This is a genomic window from Microtetraspora glauca (assembly GCF_040656155.1).
In the GTDB taxonomy this organism is placed as follows: Bacteria; Actinomycetota; Actinomycetes; order Streptosporangiales; family Streptosporangiaceae; genus Microtetraspora; species Microtetraspora glauca.
In genome coordinates this window covers 3,867-16,522 of the sequence record NZ_JBFALK010000009.1, presented here as the reverse complement: position 1 = coordinate 16,522, position 12,656 = coordinate 3,867, and the positions used below count along the sequence as shown (strand labels likewise).

The following is a 12,656-nucleotide window of genomic DNA, read 5'->3' as shown; positions in this document are numbered from 1 at the left end:
TCACGGGGTCGGGGAGACGACGACGGGCGGCGGCGGCACCGGACGGCGGCCCAGCATGTCGATGCGGTTGAGCACGGGGTTGGCGGCGATCACCTTGGTGAAGCTGATCTTCTCCGACGCGGCGGTCAGCGCGGCGACCGTGCCGAGCAGGACCAGCCGGCCGGTACGGCCCAGCCGCACGGTGGCGGCGAGCCCGAGAAGCGCCCCGAGGGCGTTCGCGCCGGCGTCGCCGAGCATGGCACGCTCCCCCAGGTCCTCCGGCAGCAGCGCCGCGGCGGCGCCGAGCGGGATCGCGGCCAGCACGGCGGTACCGGGGGAACCGTCACGCGACGCCCCCGAAGAGGCCGCCGAGGCCGCAAGGGACGTCGCCAGCAGCGGCGTCCCGGCCAGCAGCGCGACCTTGATCGCTCGTCCCGGCCTGAGGTCGAACAGGTTCGCCAGGTTGGCGCTCCCGGCGATGACGGCACCGTTCACGAGCGTGTCGAGCACCCCGGCGGCCGCTCCGCCGTGCGGGCGGGTGGCCGCCGGGTCGCGGGCGATCACCGCGGCGGCGAGGCCGGTCGCCCCGATCCCGAGGATCTTCACGGCCCCGCTGGTGACCTCACCGCGGGCCAGCGCGGACAGATGCCCCTTGAACCCCTTGGACGAGGCGTTGCCGAGGACGTCGTCGTACGCGCCGAGGATGCCGCCGCCGAGTCCGGCGAGCAGCGCGGCGGAGCGGAGCCGCGGGGACAGCCCGGGCGTGAGCGCCGCCGCCGCACCGGCTCCGGCGACGAAGGCCGGGCCCTCCAGCAGCGTGATCGGCTCGCCCCTGTGGTTGGTCCTGGTCCACGTCTTCTCGTCGCCGATCGGGGGACGGCGCCGGAAGGCGGCGTAGGCCGCGCGGGCCGCGACGGCGCCCGCGGCCGCACCGGCGACGGCGGCGAGGACGCCGAGCACCGATCCGGGCGCGGCACCCGGCGACGGCCTCCCCCACGACGGGCGCAGCAGGGTGCTCGCCGCCAGACCGGTCCAGGGACGACTGGCCACAGCAGGCTCCTCTTCCTCGGATCTTCCTCGGGATGCGACCGGTCAGCCGCCCGACGCCATCGGCTTGGGGCTGGGGCTGATGCCCGGCGCGGCGGGCGGGGCGAACGCCGTGATGTCGCTTCCTACACCGTACGCGCCGGAACGACCGGCCAGTTGCTCCCGCAGAGCGTAGACGACGGTGACCCGGCCCGCGGGCATATCGACGGTGTCCACGGTCGAGACGTTCGAGGCGGCCTCGCCCGCGTCGTGCAGCGCCGAGATCACGCCGCCCGTGCCGGACGCGGCTGTGGTGCCGACCATGACGGTGCCGAGGCCGGCCGAGTCGAGACCCGCCGCGAGGGAGACCATGGCGGCGGTCTGCGCCTCGGCGTCCTCCCCTTCGTACGCCTGGTCGGGGGACACCACGATCGCGACGGTGGCGCGCTGCGCCGGGGAGCCGCCCATGGCCAGGAAGCCGCCGGTCTGGAACGCCTCGAGCACGCTCACCGCGGCCGGATCCTCCCGGCCCGCCTGGCCGCGGTCGCCGGTCACGACGGCCCCGGCCAGCACCGCCGCCGCCTTCTCGTACGGCGAGGCGCCGTCGGCGAACCGCGTACCGGCGGGGGCGACGGTGCTCGCGAGCTGGTCGACGACGTTCGTCTGGTCCGCGGCGAGGAACTTCTCCGTCAGGCTGACCCGGCCGGTGTACACCGCGCCGGAGTCGCCGAGGACCTTCACGATGTCGTCGCGGCGGCCGGCGGGGGCGCCGGGCGCCTCGATGAGCACGAACCGCTCGCCCGGGAGCTGGCCGCGGACCAGATCGGCCGTGTGCGCGGTCACGAAGGAGGCGTTGCCGTCCTCCCTGGCCTGCAGCGCGGTGATCTTGTCACGGTTCTCCGAGTTCCACTGGCGCAGCTGGGCGGTGGTCTCCTCAGCCGACTTGTAGAACGCGGTCTCCAGCACGGTGCTGCCGAGCACGATGCCCACGGTGAGCGCGAGGAAGATCGCCACGATGGAGACGAGGTGATAGCGGAAATCGATCACGAGAAGAGTCCGACCAGCCAGAAGGTGAAGCCGTTCCAGGCGTCGCTCAGCCCGTTCAGCCAGACCCGGCCGACCGGCGAGACCGAGAGCACCACGCCGATCGTGATCAGCGTGGTGGCGACGAGAAGCAGCAGGGACGGCGTGGAGATACGACTGCGATAGAGCCTGCTGACGCCCTTGGCGTCGACGAGCTTGCTGCCCACCCGGAGCCGGGTGAGGAACGTGCTGGCCATGCCGGAGCGCCCCTTGTCGAGGAACTCGACGAGCGTCCAGTGCGTGCCGACGGCGACGATCAGCGACGCGCCCTTGTCGTCGGCGAGCAGCATGGCGATGTCCTCGCTGGTGCCCGTGGCGGGGAAGAGGACGGCCTGCTGGCCGAGCTGGTGCACGCGCTCCAGCCCCGGCGCGCGGCCGTCACGGTAGGCGTGCACCACGAGTTCGGCGCCGCAGCACAGCGCCTTCTCGGACACCGAGTCGAAGTCACCGACGATCATGTCGGGCAGGTATCCGGCCTCGACCAGGGCGTCCGCCCCGCCGTCCACTCCGATGAGCACCGGGCGGTACTCCCGGATGTACGGCCGCAGCGTCGCCAGGTCTTCCTTGTAGTGGTATCCCCTGACGACGATGAGGACGTGCCTGCCCTCCATGGAGGTGCGGACGTCGGGCACGCCGATGCCGTCGATGAGCAGATCCCGCTCGCGCCGGACGTACTCCATCGTGTTGGCGGCGAACGCCTCGATCTGGACCGACAGCCCGGCCCTCGCCTCGGTCATGGCCGCCTCGACCGTCTCGACGGTCTGCACCTCGCCCTTGCCGACCAGCTCGTCGCCGAGGTGGACGAGCCCCTCGTGCACGCGGACGACGTCGCCGTCCTTGATCCGCTCGAACAGCTCGGGGGTGGCGTTGTCGACGACCGTGACGCCCGCGTCGACAAGGATCTGCGGCCCGAGGTTGGGGTAGCGCCCGCTGATGCCCGCCGCCACGTTGACCACCGCGGCCGCGCCACACGCGACAAGGGCCTCCGCGCTCACTCGGTCGACGTCAACGTGATCGATAATCGCGATTTCCCCGGCCTTGAGGCGCTTGGTCAGCCTCTTGGTCCGCCTGTCGATTCTCGCCACTGCCGTCACCCCGGGAAGGTCGTCTGCCTTCCTGCGGCGGAGGCCCGGAACGTTCAAGCTCGGGACCTTCATCGTGACCATCCTGCCAGAGTGGGCGACCTAGATGGTCCCGCAGCTCAGAGCGTGTCGGTTTTGTCACACCCAGTCAGGGTGTGGTCTTATCCGCCAATGCGATCGTGAGGAGCTCTTCGGCGTGCGCTCTACCCAGCTCCGAGTCCTCCAGTCCCGCCAGCATCCGGGAGAGTTCCCGGGCTCTGCCCTCCTGGGTGAGGGCGACCACACCGCTGCGCACCACACTGCCGTCGCTCGCCTTCTCCACGACCAGATGCTGGTCGGCGAACGCGGCCACCTGGGGCAGGTGGGTGACGACGATGACCTGGGCACTCCTGGCCAGCCGCGCGAGCCGCCTGCCGATCTCGACCGCGGCCTTGCCGCCGACTCCCGCGTCGACCTCATCGAAGACGAACGTGGGCACGGGGTCCGCCCCCGCGAACACGACCTCGATGGCCAGCATGACGCGGCTCAACTCGCCGCCGGACGCGCCCTTGTTCAGCGGGAGCGGCGGAGCCCCCGGATGGGAGGCCATCCGCAGCTCCACCTCGTCGACGCCGTGCGGGCCGAAGTCGTCGCCGCGGGTCAGGGCGACGCCGACCCGCGCGTGCGGCATGGCGAGCGCCGACAGCTCGGCGGTGACCGCCGCGCCGAAGCGCTCCGCCGCGGCCTCCCGTATGCCGGTCAACTCGGCGGCGAGCTCCCCCAGTCGGGCGGTGAGCTCGGCGTGCTCCCGGGTGAGCTCGTCGATGCGCTCGTCGTCGCTGTCGAGCTCGCCCAGCCGCCCTGCGGCGTTCCTCGCCCAGTCGAGCACCGCGGCGGCGTCCGCGCCGTACTTGCGGGTCAGCCCGGTCAACAGCGACCTGCGCTCCTGGACGGCGGCGAGGCGGGCCGGGTCGGCCTCCACCGACTCGGCGTAGGCGGCCAGCTCGGTCGCCACGTCGGAGATGAGGTATCCGGCCTCGGCCAGCCGATCGGCGAGCCCGCCGAGCGTCGGGTCGAAGTCGCGCACCGCCTCCACCGCCGACCGCGCCTGCCCGACCAGGGACACCGCGTCCTGCGCGAGCTGCGGGCCGGACATGGGGTCGCCGAGCAGCGCGGTGTGCGCCGTGGTGGCGGCCGTGCGGAGCGCGTCGGCGTGCGCCAGCCGCTCGGCCTCCTCCTTGAGCTCGGCGTCCTCTCCCACCTTGGGGTCGGCCTTCTCGATCTCGTCCAGGCCGAAGCGCAGCACGTCGGCCTCCTGCGCGCGCTCCCTGGCCCGGGTGGTCAGCTCCTGGAGCTGCTCGGTGATCTGCCGGTGGCGCTTGTACGCCTGCTCGTACGCCCGGAGCGGCTTGACCAGGTCGTCTCCCGCGTAGCGGTCGAGCGCGGCGCGCTGGCGGCCCGACTGAAGGAGGCGCTGCTGGTCCATCTGGCCGTGCACGGCGACGAGATCGTCGGCGATGTAGGTGAGCGTCCCGACCGGGACGGTGCGACCGCCGAGCCAGGCACGTGAGCGCCCCTCGGAGGAGACGGTCCGCGAGATGATCAGCGTGCCGTCCTCGACCTCGCCCCCGAGGTCGGACACCTGCTGGGCCACCTTGCCGCCGGGGTCGACGACCAGGGTGCCCTCGACCGTCGCCTTGTCCGTGCCCGGGCGGACCCTCGCCGGGTCGGCCCGGCCGCCGAACAGCAGGCCGAGTCCGGTGACGACCATCGTCTTGCCCGCGCCGGTCTCACCGGTCACCACGGTGAATCCCGGTGACAGCTCCAGAACGGCCTCGTCGATCACGCCGAGCCCCTGGATCCGGACCTCCTCGACCCGTGGCCGCACTGGTCCCCTCCCGTTTCGCCGACAGATCCCGCCAGAGATCCTACGCACAAATCGCCAAGATTTTCGAGGACGGGGGGTGTCAGGGGGACCGTACGCGCCCGCGCCAGCCCTCCACCGGGAGCCCGAACTTGGCGACCAGGCGGTCGGTGAACGGCGCTCCCGTGGTCTCCACACCCAGCAACCGGGCCAGCCGTACGGGCACTCTCCCCCTGCGCACCTCGACCCGGGCGCCGGGCGGGACGTCGAACCGGCGCCTGCCGTCGCACCACAGCACGCCCGCGCTGGTCTCGGGCACGATCTCCATGGCGAGCGTGGAGCGCGGTGAGACCACCATCGGCCGGGCGAACAGGGCGTGGGCGCTGATCGGCACCATCAGCAGCGCCTCCACCTCCGGCCAGACGACCGGCCCTCCGGCGGAGAACGCGTAGGCCGTCGATCCCGTGGGCGTGGCGCAGATCACCCCGTCGCATCCCCACCGCGACAACGGCCGGCCGTCGATCTCCGCGACGAGTTCGAGCATGCGGTCCACCTTCTCGACGGTGGCCTCGTTGAGTGCCCACGTCTCGGCGAGCGTCGAGCCGTTCAGCCGGATCGCCACCTCGACCGTCATCCGCTCCTCGACCTCGTAGTGGCCGTCGACCACGCGGTCCACCGCGGCGGCGAGGTCCGCCACCTCCGCCTCGGCGAGGAAACCCACGTGGCCGAGGTTGACCCCGAGCAGCGGAACCCCGGCCGGACGGGCCATCTCGGCCGCGCGAAGCAGCGTCCCGTCACCGCCGAGCACGATCATCAGCTCGGCCTCGTGGAGGGAGCCGGGATTCGTGGGCGCGACGTCCGCGCCCGGGCAGGCGATCTCCTCGGCCTCGACGTCGAACACGCGTACGCGCAGCCCGGCGCTCAGCAGCCGGTGGATCACCAGCCTGGCACTGTCCACCGCCGCCTCCCTGCCCGTGTGGGCGGTGACCATGACGGTCCGCGGAGGTTGCTTCTGTGTCGTCACCGCGGCCCTTCCGCCACTGCCCGCTCGATGGCCTCGTCCAGGTCGGCGACCGGCTCGTGCCCCGGCCCCTTCCCGAGCCAGAGGACGTACTCGACGTTGCCCGACGGGCCCGGCAGGGGGCTCGCGGTCACGCCCTTCACGACCAGGCCCAGCCCTCCGGCGGCCGTCGCGACGTCGCGTACGGCTCCGGCGCGCAGCGCGGGGTCGCGGACCACGCCGCCCGCTCCCACCCGGTCCTTCCCCACCTCGAACTGCGGCTTGACCAGCATCGCGAACTCGGCCACCTCCGCCGCGCAGGCGGCCAGCGCCGGCAGTACCAGGCGGAGCGAGATGAACGACAGGTCGCCCACGATCAGGGTCGGCGGCTCTCCCACCATGTCGGGCGTCAGATCGCGGACGTTGACGCGTTCCATCACGGTGACGCGTTCATCGGTGCGCAGCGACCAGGCGAGCTGGCCGTACCCGACGTCGACCGCCAGGACGTGCGCGGCGCCGTGCCGGAGCAGCACGTCGGTGAATCCGCCGGTGGACGCGCCCGCGTCCAGGCAGCGGCGGCCTTCGACCTTGAGCCCCTCGAAGGCGCTCAGGGCACCGAGCAGCTTGTGCGCGCCGCGTGAGACGTAGTCGGGCCCCGTGGCGTCCTCGGCCACCACGATCGCGGCGGCGGTGTCCACCTGGGTCGCCGCCTTGGCCGCGGTGCGCCCACCCACCGTGACGCGGCCCGCCTCGATGAGCTGCGCCGCCTGCTCCCGGGACCGGGCCAGCCCGCGGCGGACGAGTTCGCTGTCCAGCCGTATCCGCTTCATCGGCCCCACCCGCGGTCCGCCGCCGGACGGGACATGGCATGTGGCGCGGACAGCGCGCCCTCTGGTCGGCGGTTCACCTGCGCGGCTCTCCCGCGGGCTCGTCCACGGACGCGAGCGCGCTCTCCAGGCAGGTCAGCGCCTCCTCGAACACGCCGACGTGCGCGGCGACGGGCAGGTCGCCGAGCCTGCGGAGCGCGGACAGCGCCCCCTGGACGGCCTCCTCGCCTCCGCGTGGCGCCTGCGGTACGGGCCGGGGCTCCTGCCGGATCCCCCGCAGGGTGTCCGGCCCGGGCACGTACTCCACCGCGTCCACCGCGTCCCGATCCGCCTGCCGCGCGTCCTGCCGAGGTTCCTGCCGGGACTCGTGCGCTGCGGAGACGCCCCGCAGGAACCGCAGCCCCGCCGCCGGCTCGGCGCCGCTCTCGGTCATTCGTCCCCTCCGGTGGACCCGGCATCCGTGGTCCTCGTCGTGCTGGATGGTTCCCCGTCCGTCATCGCGGCCGCACGGGTCGACGCCGCGCCGGCGGCCACACGTGACGCTCGCCGTCTCGACGGTAGCGGAATCGGAACGGGACGGCTTCGCGTTGGGCGTTCCGCACCGCGCGGTTCCGGAGCGCGGACCGCGCCGGCCGTCGAGCGTGGTCCGGGAGAGGGCGCCACCGGCTCCACCCGGCGTCCGGCGAGCCGTGCCGGCGGGGTGGCCGTGGTCAGGGCATTCTCCCGTGGGACGTACCCTGGCAGGGCCTCGAACACCATGCGGCCCCCCTTGTCGCTGATACGCCGGTACGTGTCAGATTTCGCGCAGTACTCATGAGGAACGCTACCGTCCGTAGGTACAGAGGCATCTGACCGGCCGCGGGAAGAGAGGCATACGCATGGCGACCGTCGAGGAATGCCGGGCGGCGCTCGAGAAGCTCGTCGAGCATTTCGACGAGATCAGCGCGGAGGACCGTGCCAGGCATGTGGTCGAACGCAGGCTCGCCTGCCACATCTCCGACCTCGGCATGACCTTCTACGGCCGGATCCACCGCGCCGGGCTCGACCCGTTCACGGACGCTCCTCCTCAGGACGGCCGGCCCACCGAAGTGAAGATCACGATCGCCAGCGCGGATCTGATCTCCATGGTCAACGGCGAGCTCGACATGGGCCGTGCTCTCTTCGGCGGCCGGGTCAAGATCGACGCCAGCCTCGGGGACCTGCTGCGGCTCCGCAAGCTCCTCTGACATCTCCCCGCGAGTCTCCCTCCTTGATTTCCCCGGTGCGCCATCCGGATCCGCAGCGGTGACGGACGGCGTGCGTCCCTAGAGATCGAGAGCCGCGAGAACGGGCTTCACCGCGTCCTCGTCCGCCCGGCCGTCACCGGCGGCCTCCCATGCCGCCGCGCATGCCGCACGCAGCCCGCTCATCGGGTCCCCGGCGCCGGACAGGCCGAGCCGGCCGCCCTCCCAGCGGGCCGTCCACCCGCCGCACTCCCAGCCGTCCGGCCCACGCCGTACGCGCGCGGGGGGTTCGAGCAGGCCGGACAGGTCCGTCGCCAGGTGCGTGGGCCGGTGCCGCGGCGTCGCGGTGAGCAGGTCCAGCGGCCCGGCCACCCCGGTGAGGACGAGCAGGCTGTCCACGCCCGCCCGGGTCGCGCCCTCGATGTCGGTGTCGAGCCGGTCGCCGACGATCAGCGGCCGCTCCGCCCGCGTACGGATCATCGACTCGCGGTGCAGCGGCGGCTCGGGCTTGCCCGCGACGACCGGTTCCACCCCGGTGGCGGTGGCGATCACCCTGCTCATCGAGCCGTTGCCCGGCAGTTCGCCGCGGTTCGTGGGCATGGTGGTGTCCGCGTTGGCCGCGACGAACCAGGCTCCAGCGCGTACGGCCAGCGTGCCCTCGCAGAGCAGGCCGTACGACATGGCGTCCCAGATGCCCTGCACGACGGCGACGGGACCGTCGAGCGCGGTGGTCACGGGACGCAGGCCGCACGCCCGCACCGCCGTGCGCAGGCCCATGCCGCCGACGACGAGCACGGGGGACCCGGGTGGGAACCGCTCGGCCACCAGCCGGGCGGCCGCCTGGGCGGAGGTCACGACGTCCTCGGGGGCCGCCGGAATGCCCAGGCCGCTCAGATGGGCGGCGATCGCGCCCGGCGTTCGAGAGGCGTTGTTGGTGACGAAGGCGAGTCGTACCCCGCGGTCCTGCGCCGCGGCCAGGGCTTCGGGAGCACCAGGGACGGCGTGCCTACCCAGGTAGACCACGCCGTCCAGGTCGAGCAGGAGAGTGTCATAGCCCTCGATCAGGGCCGCGGCGTTCGCGTGGGGGCTCATACCTGCCTCGCCCGGAGGGTGGCGCGCACCTGGGTCAGCGCGGAGACGTAGTGCCGGAGATCCGGGCGCATGGCCACGGCCACGGCCAGCGGCTCCTGGGCGGCCTCGATGTCGCCGGTGCGCCACAGCGCCATGCCGAGTCCGTAGTAGGCGTAGTCCTCGGCGGGGTTGGCGTCCACGATCCAGCGGAAGCTACCCGCCGCGTCGGCGTACCTGCGGGAGTTGAACTGTGCCCGGGCCAGCGCCTCTCGGATGCTGCGCGACTCCGGTTCCGCCTGAGCCGCCCGTTCCAGGAGCGCCGCCGCGGCGGCGGGGCTACCCTCTTCCAACAACTTGACGCCACGCTGGAACCATTCGTAAACACCCCCGGCTGGGCCGTCCTGCTGGTAATCCGATGGTCCATGTCGTCCCTGGATCATTCTGTGGGGCCTCCTGCAATGCGATTTCCTGACCAACCGGCCACCGCAGCCTCGGGAAGACCGGGCATTTATGGCAACATGCCCGGTATGGAGACTTCTGAACGGCCGGCACTGGTGCTGCGTCCGTTCCGCGGCGTGCGGTTCACGGTGGACGATCTCGCTGCGGTGACCTCGCCGCCGTACGACCTCGTCTCCCCCGAGGACGTCCAGGATCTGCTGGACTCCCACCCCAACAACGTGGTGCGCCTGATCCTTCCCGGGGCGAGCCACTACACGGACGCGCGCGCCGAGCTGAACGCGTGGATGACGTCCGGAGTGCTCACCGTGGACCCCCTGCCCGCGCTCTACGTGTACGAGCAGAGCGCGCCCGGCGTCCTGCAGCGGGGCCTGATCGGCGCGGTGGAGGTCGGTTCTCCCGCCGTGCTGCCGCACGAGGACGTCATGCCGGGCCCGGTCGCCGACCGCCTGGCGCTGATGCGGACGACGGAGGCCAATCTCGAACCGATCTTCCTGCTGTACGAAGGCGGGGGAACGGCCTCCCGGCTGGTGGACGAGGTGGCCTCGCTGCGCGTCCCGCTCCTCGACGTCCAGACCGGCGACGGCTTCCGCCATCGCCTCTGGGGGATCACCGACCCGGTGGAGATCGCCGCCGTCGGCGAGGACCTGCGGAACCGGCAGGCGCTCATCGCCGACGGGCATCACCGCTATGCCACGTACCAGAAGCTGCGCGAGGATCGTGAGGAGTCCGGCCCATGGGACTACGGGCTCGCTCTGCTGGTCGACTCCACGGCATATCCCCCGGACCTGAAGGCGATTCACCGGGTCATCCCCGACCTTCCCCTGTCGGAGGCCGCGGCACGAGCGAAGGGGGCCTGGCAGGTGCAGGAGTTCGTCTCGCTCGAGGACGCGCTCTCCGGGCTCGCCACCGCCACGGGACCCGCGTTCGTGCTCGCCGGAGACGGCCCGTCGCATCTCCTCACCAGTCCTGATCCGCTCCAGGTCGAGCACGCCATGCCTCCCGATCGCTCCGCCCGCTGGCGGGCCATGGACACCTCGATCCTCACCGAGTTCCTGCTGCCGAAGGTGTGGGGCATCCCGGACGACGAGCGCCGGGTGCTGGTGGTGCATCACGACCCCTACGCCGCCGTACGGCTCGCGCGGCAGCTCTCGGGGACCGCCGTCCTGCTCAACCCGCTGGCGACCGAGGACGCACTGGCCGTGGCCGCACAGGGGGAGCGCGTCCCCCGGAAGTCGACCTCGTTCAGCCCTAAGCCACGCACCGGTCTCGTGATGCGGATCTTCGCCGCGGAGTGATCCCACCGACGACGCGGCTCACCCGATCGGCTGATCCAATGGGCCGGCGCACCGCTCGGCCTCAGCGCCACCGCCCTCCATGGCGGTCGTGGCCACCACCGGTGGTGTGAACACGGGCCGAAACGCGGCCGGCGATGTCGAATCGGATGACGGCAACACAGCCGAGGCCGTCGTGACGAGCGGAGGCACGGCGGTCGGTGACGCGGCAGACGGATGATCTATCTCAGCGGTCTCCTCGCCCTGTGCTGACCGGACCGCCGGAGCGCGTGACCTCTGGGAAGATCGGCGGCCCTCGATCCGGCGAGCCGTACGGACCTCGATCTCATAGCGGCTTCCCCCGCGCCACCAGCGGCGGCGCACGGCCCCCTCTACCTCGACCACGTCGTCGAGCCGCCAGGCGGACACAACCGCGCGAACGTCATCATCGAACGTGGCACACTCGATGCCGTCGGCACGCCGGTGACCGGGACGTTCCTCGGGCCTGCGGACCGCGAGCCGCCAGCGAGTGAGCACGACGCCGCTGGGCAACGCCCGGTCCTCGGCCTCCATCGACAGCCGGCCCCGCAGCACCACGGAGTTCAGATGCATGTGGTCTCTCCCCTCTCGTCGAGAGACCACTGTCGTTCACTAGGCTGAAGGAGCTTTGCCCGAACGAGATTCTGGGGATAGTGGGGTGACTGTGGACAACGTGACACCGCTCGGCGGTGACGTCTACGAGATCGACACGAGGATGGCCGGATACTCCGGCATCACGGCCGGCTACCTGATCCTTGGTGATCGGCCATGCCTGGTCGAGACCGGGACGTCCACGTCCGCGCCCATCGTCAGGGATGCGCTGACGTCGCTCGGCGTCGGACCCGCCGACCTGGCGACCGTGGTCGTGACGCACATTCACCTCGACCATGCCGGCGGTGTCGGCGACATCGCGGGCTACTACCCCTCGGCCGAGATCGTCGTCCACGAGAAGGGCGCCCGGCACCTCGCCGACCCGTCCCGGCTCATGGCCAGCGCCAAGATGGTGTGGGGTGACAAGCTCGACGTCCTGTTCGGTGCGCTGGCCCCCACCGACGCCGCCCGGATCCGCGCGCTCGGCGACACCGGCAGCATCGACCTGGGCAACGGGAGGACGCTGTCGAGCCACTATTCACCCGGCCACGCCAAGCACCATGTCGGGCTGCTCGACTCGCTGAGCGGAGACCTGTACGTGGGTGACGCCGCCGGCGTCTACCTGCCTGAGACCGGCGACCTGCGCCCGGCCACGCCGCCGCCGGACTTCGACCTCGGTGTGGCGCTCGACTCGATCGCCCTGTTCGAGGCGCTCGGTCCGCAGCGGCTGCTGTTCAGCCACTACGGTCCGGTCGCGAATGTCACGGAGACCCTGGAAAGGTCCGCCGAGGAGCTGCGCGTCTGGGTGGACCTGACCCGGCAGGCCCACTCGGAGGGACTCGATCTTGACCACGCGGTCGCCATGGTCCGTGATCGGACGCGTGAGCGGTACGTGGCCCTCCAGGGTGACGAGACGACCGCCGAGCAGTTCGAGCTGCTGAGCGGCGCGCCGTCCAACGTCGCGGGCATCCTGCACTGGCTCGAGCGTACGGCCGGCTGACGCCGCCCGGCCGCACAGCCGGGCGACGGGCCTCTTCACGCGGCGATGTGACGTGGCGACACATCTCCCAGCAGGTCCGTACGAAAAGGGCGGCGCCATCAGGTGTGATCACCTGATGGGGCCGCCCCGCCGTACTGATCAGGCTGCCGGCGTGTCCCGGTC

General features: G+C 72.0%; 13 protein-coding genes. 3 read left to right on the top strand and 10 right to left on the bottom strand.

Going from position 1 to position 12,656, the window contains the following annotated elements:
* The 7 genes from AB0I59_RS17590 to AB0I59_RS17560 form a co-directional block, all read right to left on the bottom strand.
* Entirely contained in the window at positions 1-939 is a 939-nt protein-coding gene (locus AB0I59_RS17590; RefSeq protein ID WP_061255746.1) for a hypothetical protein, read from the bottom strand.
* A gap of 132 nt (positions 940-1,071) precedes the next feature.
* On the bottom strand, positions 1,072-2,052 hold the full coding sequence (locus AB0I59_RS17585) for a copper transporter (protein ID WP_061255539.1): 981 nt from the start codon (positions 2,050-2,052) through the stop codon (positions 1,072-1,074).
* Positions 2,049-3,245 (bottom strand): putative cytokinetic ring protein SteA, encoded by a 1,197-nt coding sequence (gene steA, locus AB0I59_RS17580; protein ID WP_061255538.1) that lies wholly within the window; start codon positions 3,243-3,245, stop codon positions 2,049-2,051. Before steA ends, AB0I59_RS17585 begins: the two co-directional genes overlap by 4 nt.
* Before the next feature lie 73 nt (positions 3,246-3,318).
* On the bottom strand, positions 3,319-5,037 hold the full coding sequence (recN, locus tag AB0I59_RS17575; RefSeq protein WP_061255537.1) for a DNA repair protein RecN: 1,719 nt from the start codon (positions 5,035-5,037) through the stop codon (positions 3,319-3,321).
* 79 nt (positions 5,038-5,116) lie between these two features.
* Complete coding sequence (locus tag AB0I59_RS17570) at positions 5,117-6,004, bottom strand: NAD kinase (protein ID WP_061255745.1); 888 nt, start codon at positions 6,002-6,004, stop codon at positions 5,117-5,119.
* Between the two features lie 29 nt (positions 6,005-6,033).
* Positions 6,034-6,843: a TlyA family RNA methyltransferase gene (locus tag AB0I59_RS17565; RefSeq protein WP_061255536.1), complete on the bottom strand. Its 810-nt coding sequence runs from the start codon at positions 6,841-6,843 to the stop codon at positions 6,034-6,036.
* A 73-nt stretch (positions 6,844-6,916) separates the two neighbouring features.
* Positions 6,917-7,273 carry a hypothetical protein gene (locus tag AB0I59_RS17560; protein ID WP_061255535.1) on the bottom strand — a complete coding sequence of 119 codons (357 nt, stop codon included), beginning with the start codon at positions 7,271-7,273 and terminating at the stop codon, positions 6,917-6,919.
* Between the two features lie 445 nt (positions 7,274-7,718).
* Here AB0I59_RS17560 and AB0I59_RS17555 point away from each other — a divergent pair, with 445 nt between their 5' ends.
* Positions 7,719-8,066, top strand: a complete 348-nt coding sequence (locus AB0I59_RS17555; RefSeq protein ID WP_061255534.1) for an SCP2 sterol-binding domain-containing protein — start codon at positions 7,719-7,721, stop codon at positions 8,064-8,066.
* A 78-nt stretch (positions 8,067-8,144) separates the two neighbouring features.
* Here the strand turns inward: AB0I59_RS17555 and AB0I59_RS17550 are convergent, their stop codons facing one another.
* Positions 8,145-9,155: an HAD-IIA family hydrolase gene (locus AB0I59_RS17550; protein WP_358133880.1), complete on the bottom strand. Its 1,011-nt coding sequence runs from the start codon at positions 9,153-9,155 to the stop codon at positions 8,145-8,147.
* Positions 9,152-9,484 (bottom strand): tetratricopeptide repeat protein, encoded by a 333-nt coding sequence (locus tag AB0I59_RS17545; protein ID WP_255706253.1) that lies wholly within the window; start codon positions 9,482-9,484, stop codon positions 9,152-9,154. The genes AB0I59_RS17550 and AB0I59_RS17545 overlap by 4 nt, the downstream gene beginning before the upstream one ends.
* A gap of 177 nt (positions 9,485-9,661) precedes the next feature.
* Between AB0I59_RS17545 and AB0I59_RS17540 the strand changes: the two genes are divergently transcribed.
* Positions 9,662-10,888, top strand: coding sequence for a DUF1015 family protein (locus tag AB0I59_RS17540; RefSeq protein ID WP_358133876.1), 1,227 nt, complete (start codon positions 9,662-9,664; stop codon positions 10,886-10,888).
* An 18-nt stretch (positions 10,889-10,906) separates the two neighbouring features.
* Here the strand turns inward: AB0I59_RS17540 and AB0I59_RS17535 are convergent, their stop codons facing one another.
* The gene (locus tag AB0I59_RS17535; protein ID WP_061255530.1) at positions 10,907-11,476 is read right to left on the bottom strand and encodes a single-stranded DNA-binding protein; all 570 of its coding nucleotides are present in this window, start codon (positions 11,474-11,476) and stop codon (positions 10,907-10,909) included.
* A gap of 91 nt (positions 11,477-11,567) precedes the next feature.
* On the opposite strand from AB0I59_RS17535, the gene AB0I59_RS17530 reads away from it, so the two are divergent.
* Positions 11,568-12,494: an MBL fold metallo-hydrolase gene (locus AB0I59_RS17530; protein WP_082776856.1), complete on the top strand. Its 927-nt coding sequence runs from the start codon at positions 11,568-11,570 to the stop codon at positions 12,492-12,494.
* Positions 12,495-12,656: the final 162 nt, after the last annotated feature.

What these genes read in the sequence shown, in the direction of transcription:
- AB0I59_RS17540 (WP_358133876.1), top strand. Translation starts at nt 9,662, where the DNA reads ATGGAGACTTCTGAACGGCCGGCACTGGTGCTGCGTCCGTTCCGCGGC.
- AB0I59_RS17570 (WP_061255745.1), bottom strand. Translation starts at nt 6,004, where the DNA reads ATGGTCACCGCCCACACGGGCAGGGAGGCGGCGGTGGACAGTGCCAGG.
- AB0I59_RS17565 (WP_061255536.1), bottom strand. Translation starts at nt 6,843, where the DNA reads ATGAAGCGGATACGGCTGGACAGCGAACTCGTCCGCCGCGGGCTGGCC.
- AB0I59_RS17555 (WP_061255534.1), top strand. Translation starts at nt 7,719, where the DNA reads ATGGCGACCGTCGAGGAATGCCGGGCGGCGCTCGAGAAGCTCGTCGAG.
- AB0I59_RS17560 (WP_061255535.1), bottom strand. Translation starts at nt 7,273, where the DNA reads ATGACCGAGAGCGGCGCCGAGCCGGCGGCGGGGCTGCGGTTCCTGCGG.
- steA (WP_061255538.1), bottom strand. Translation starts at nt 3,245, where the DNA reads ATGAAGGTCCCGAGCTTGAACGTTCCGGGCCTCCGCCGCAGGAAGGCA.
- AB0I59_RS17550 (WP_358133880.1), bottom strand. Translation starts at nt 9,155, where the DNA reads ATGAGCCCCCACGCGAACGCCGCGGCCCTGATCGAGGGCTATGACACT.
- AB0I59_RS17535 (WP_061255530.1), bottom strand. Translation starts at nt 11,476, where the DNA reads ATGCATCTGAACTCCGTGGTGCTGCGGGGCCGGCTGTCGATGGAGGCC.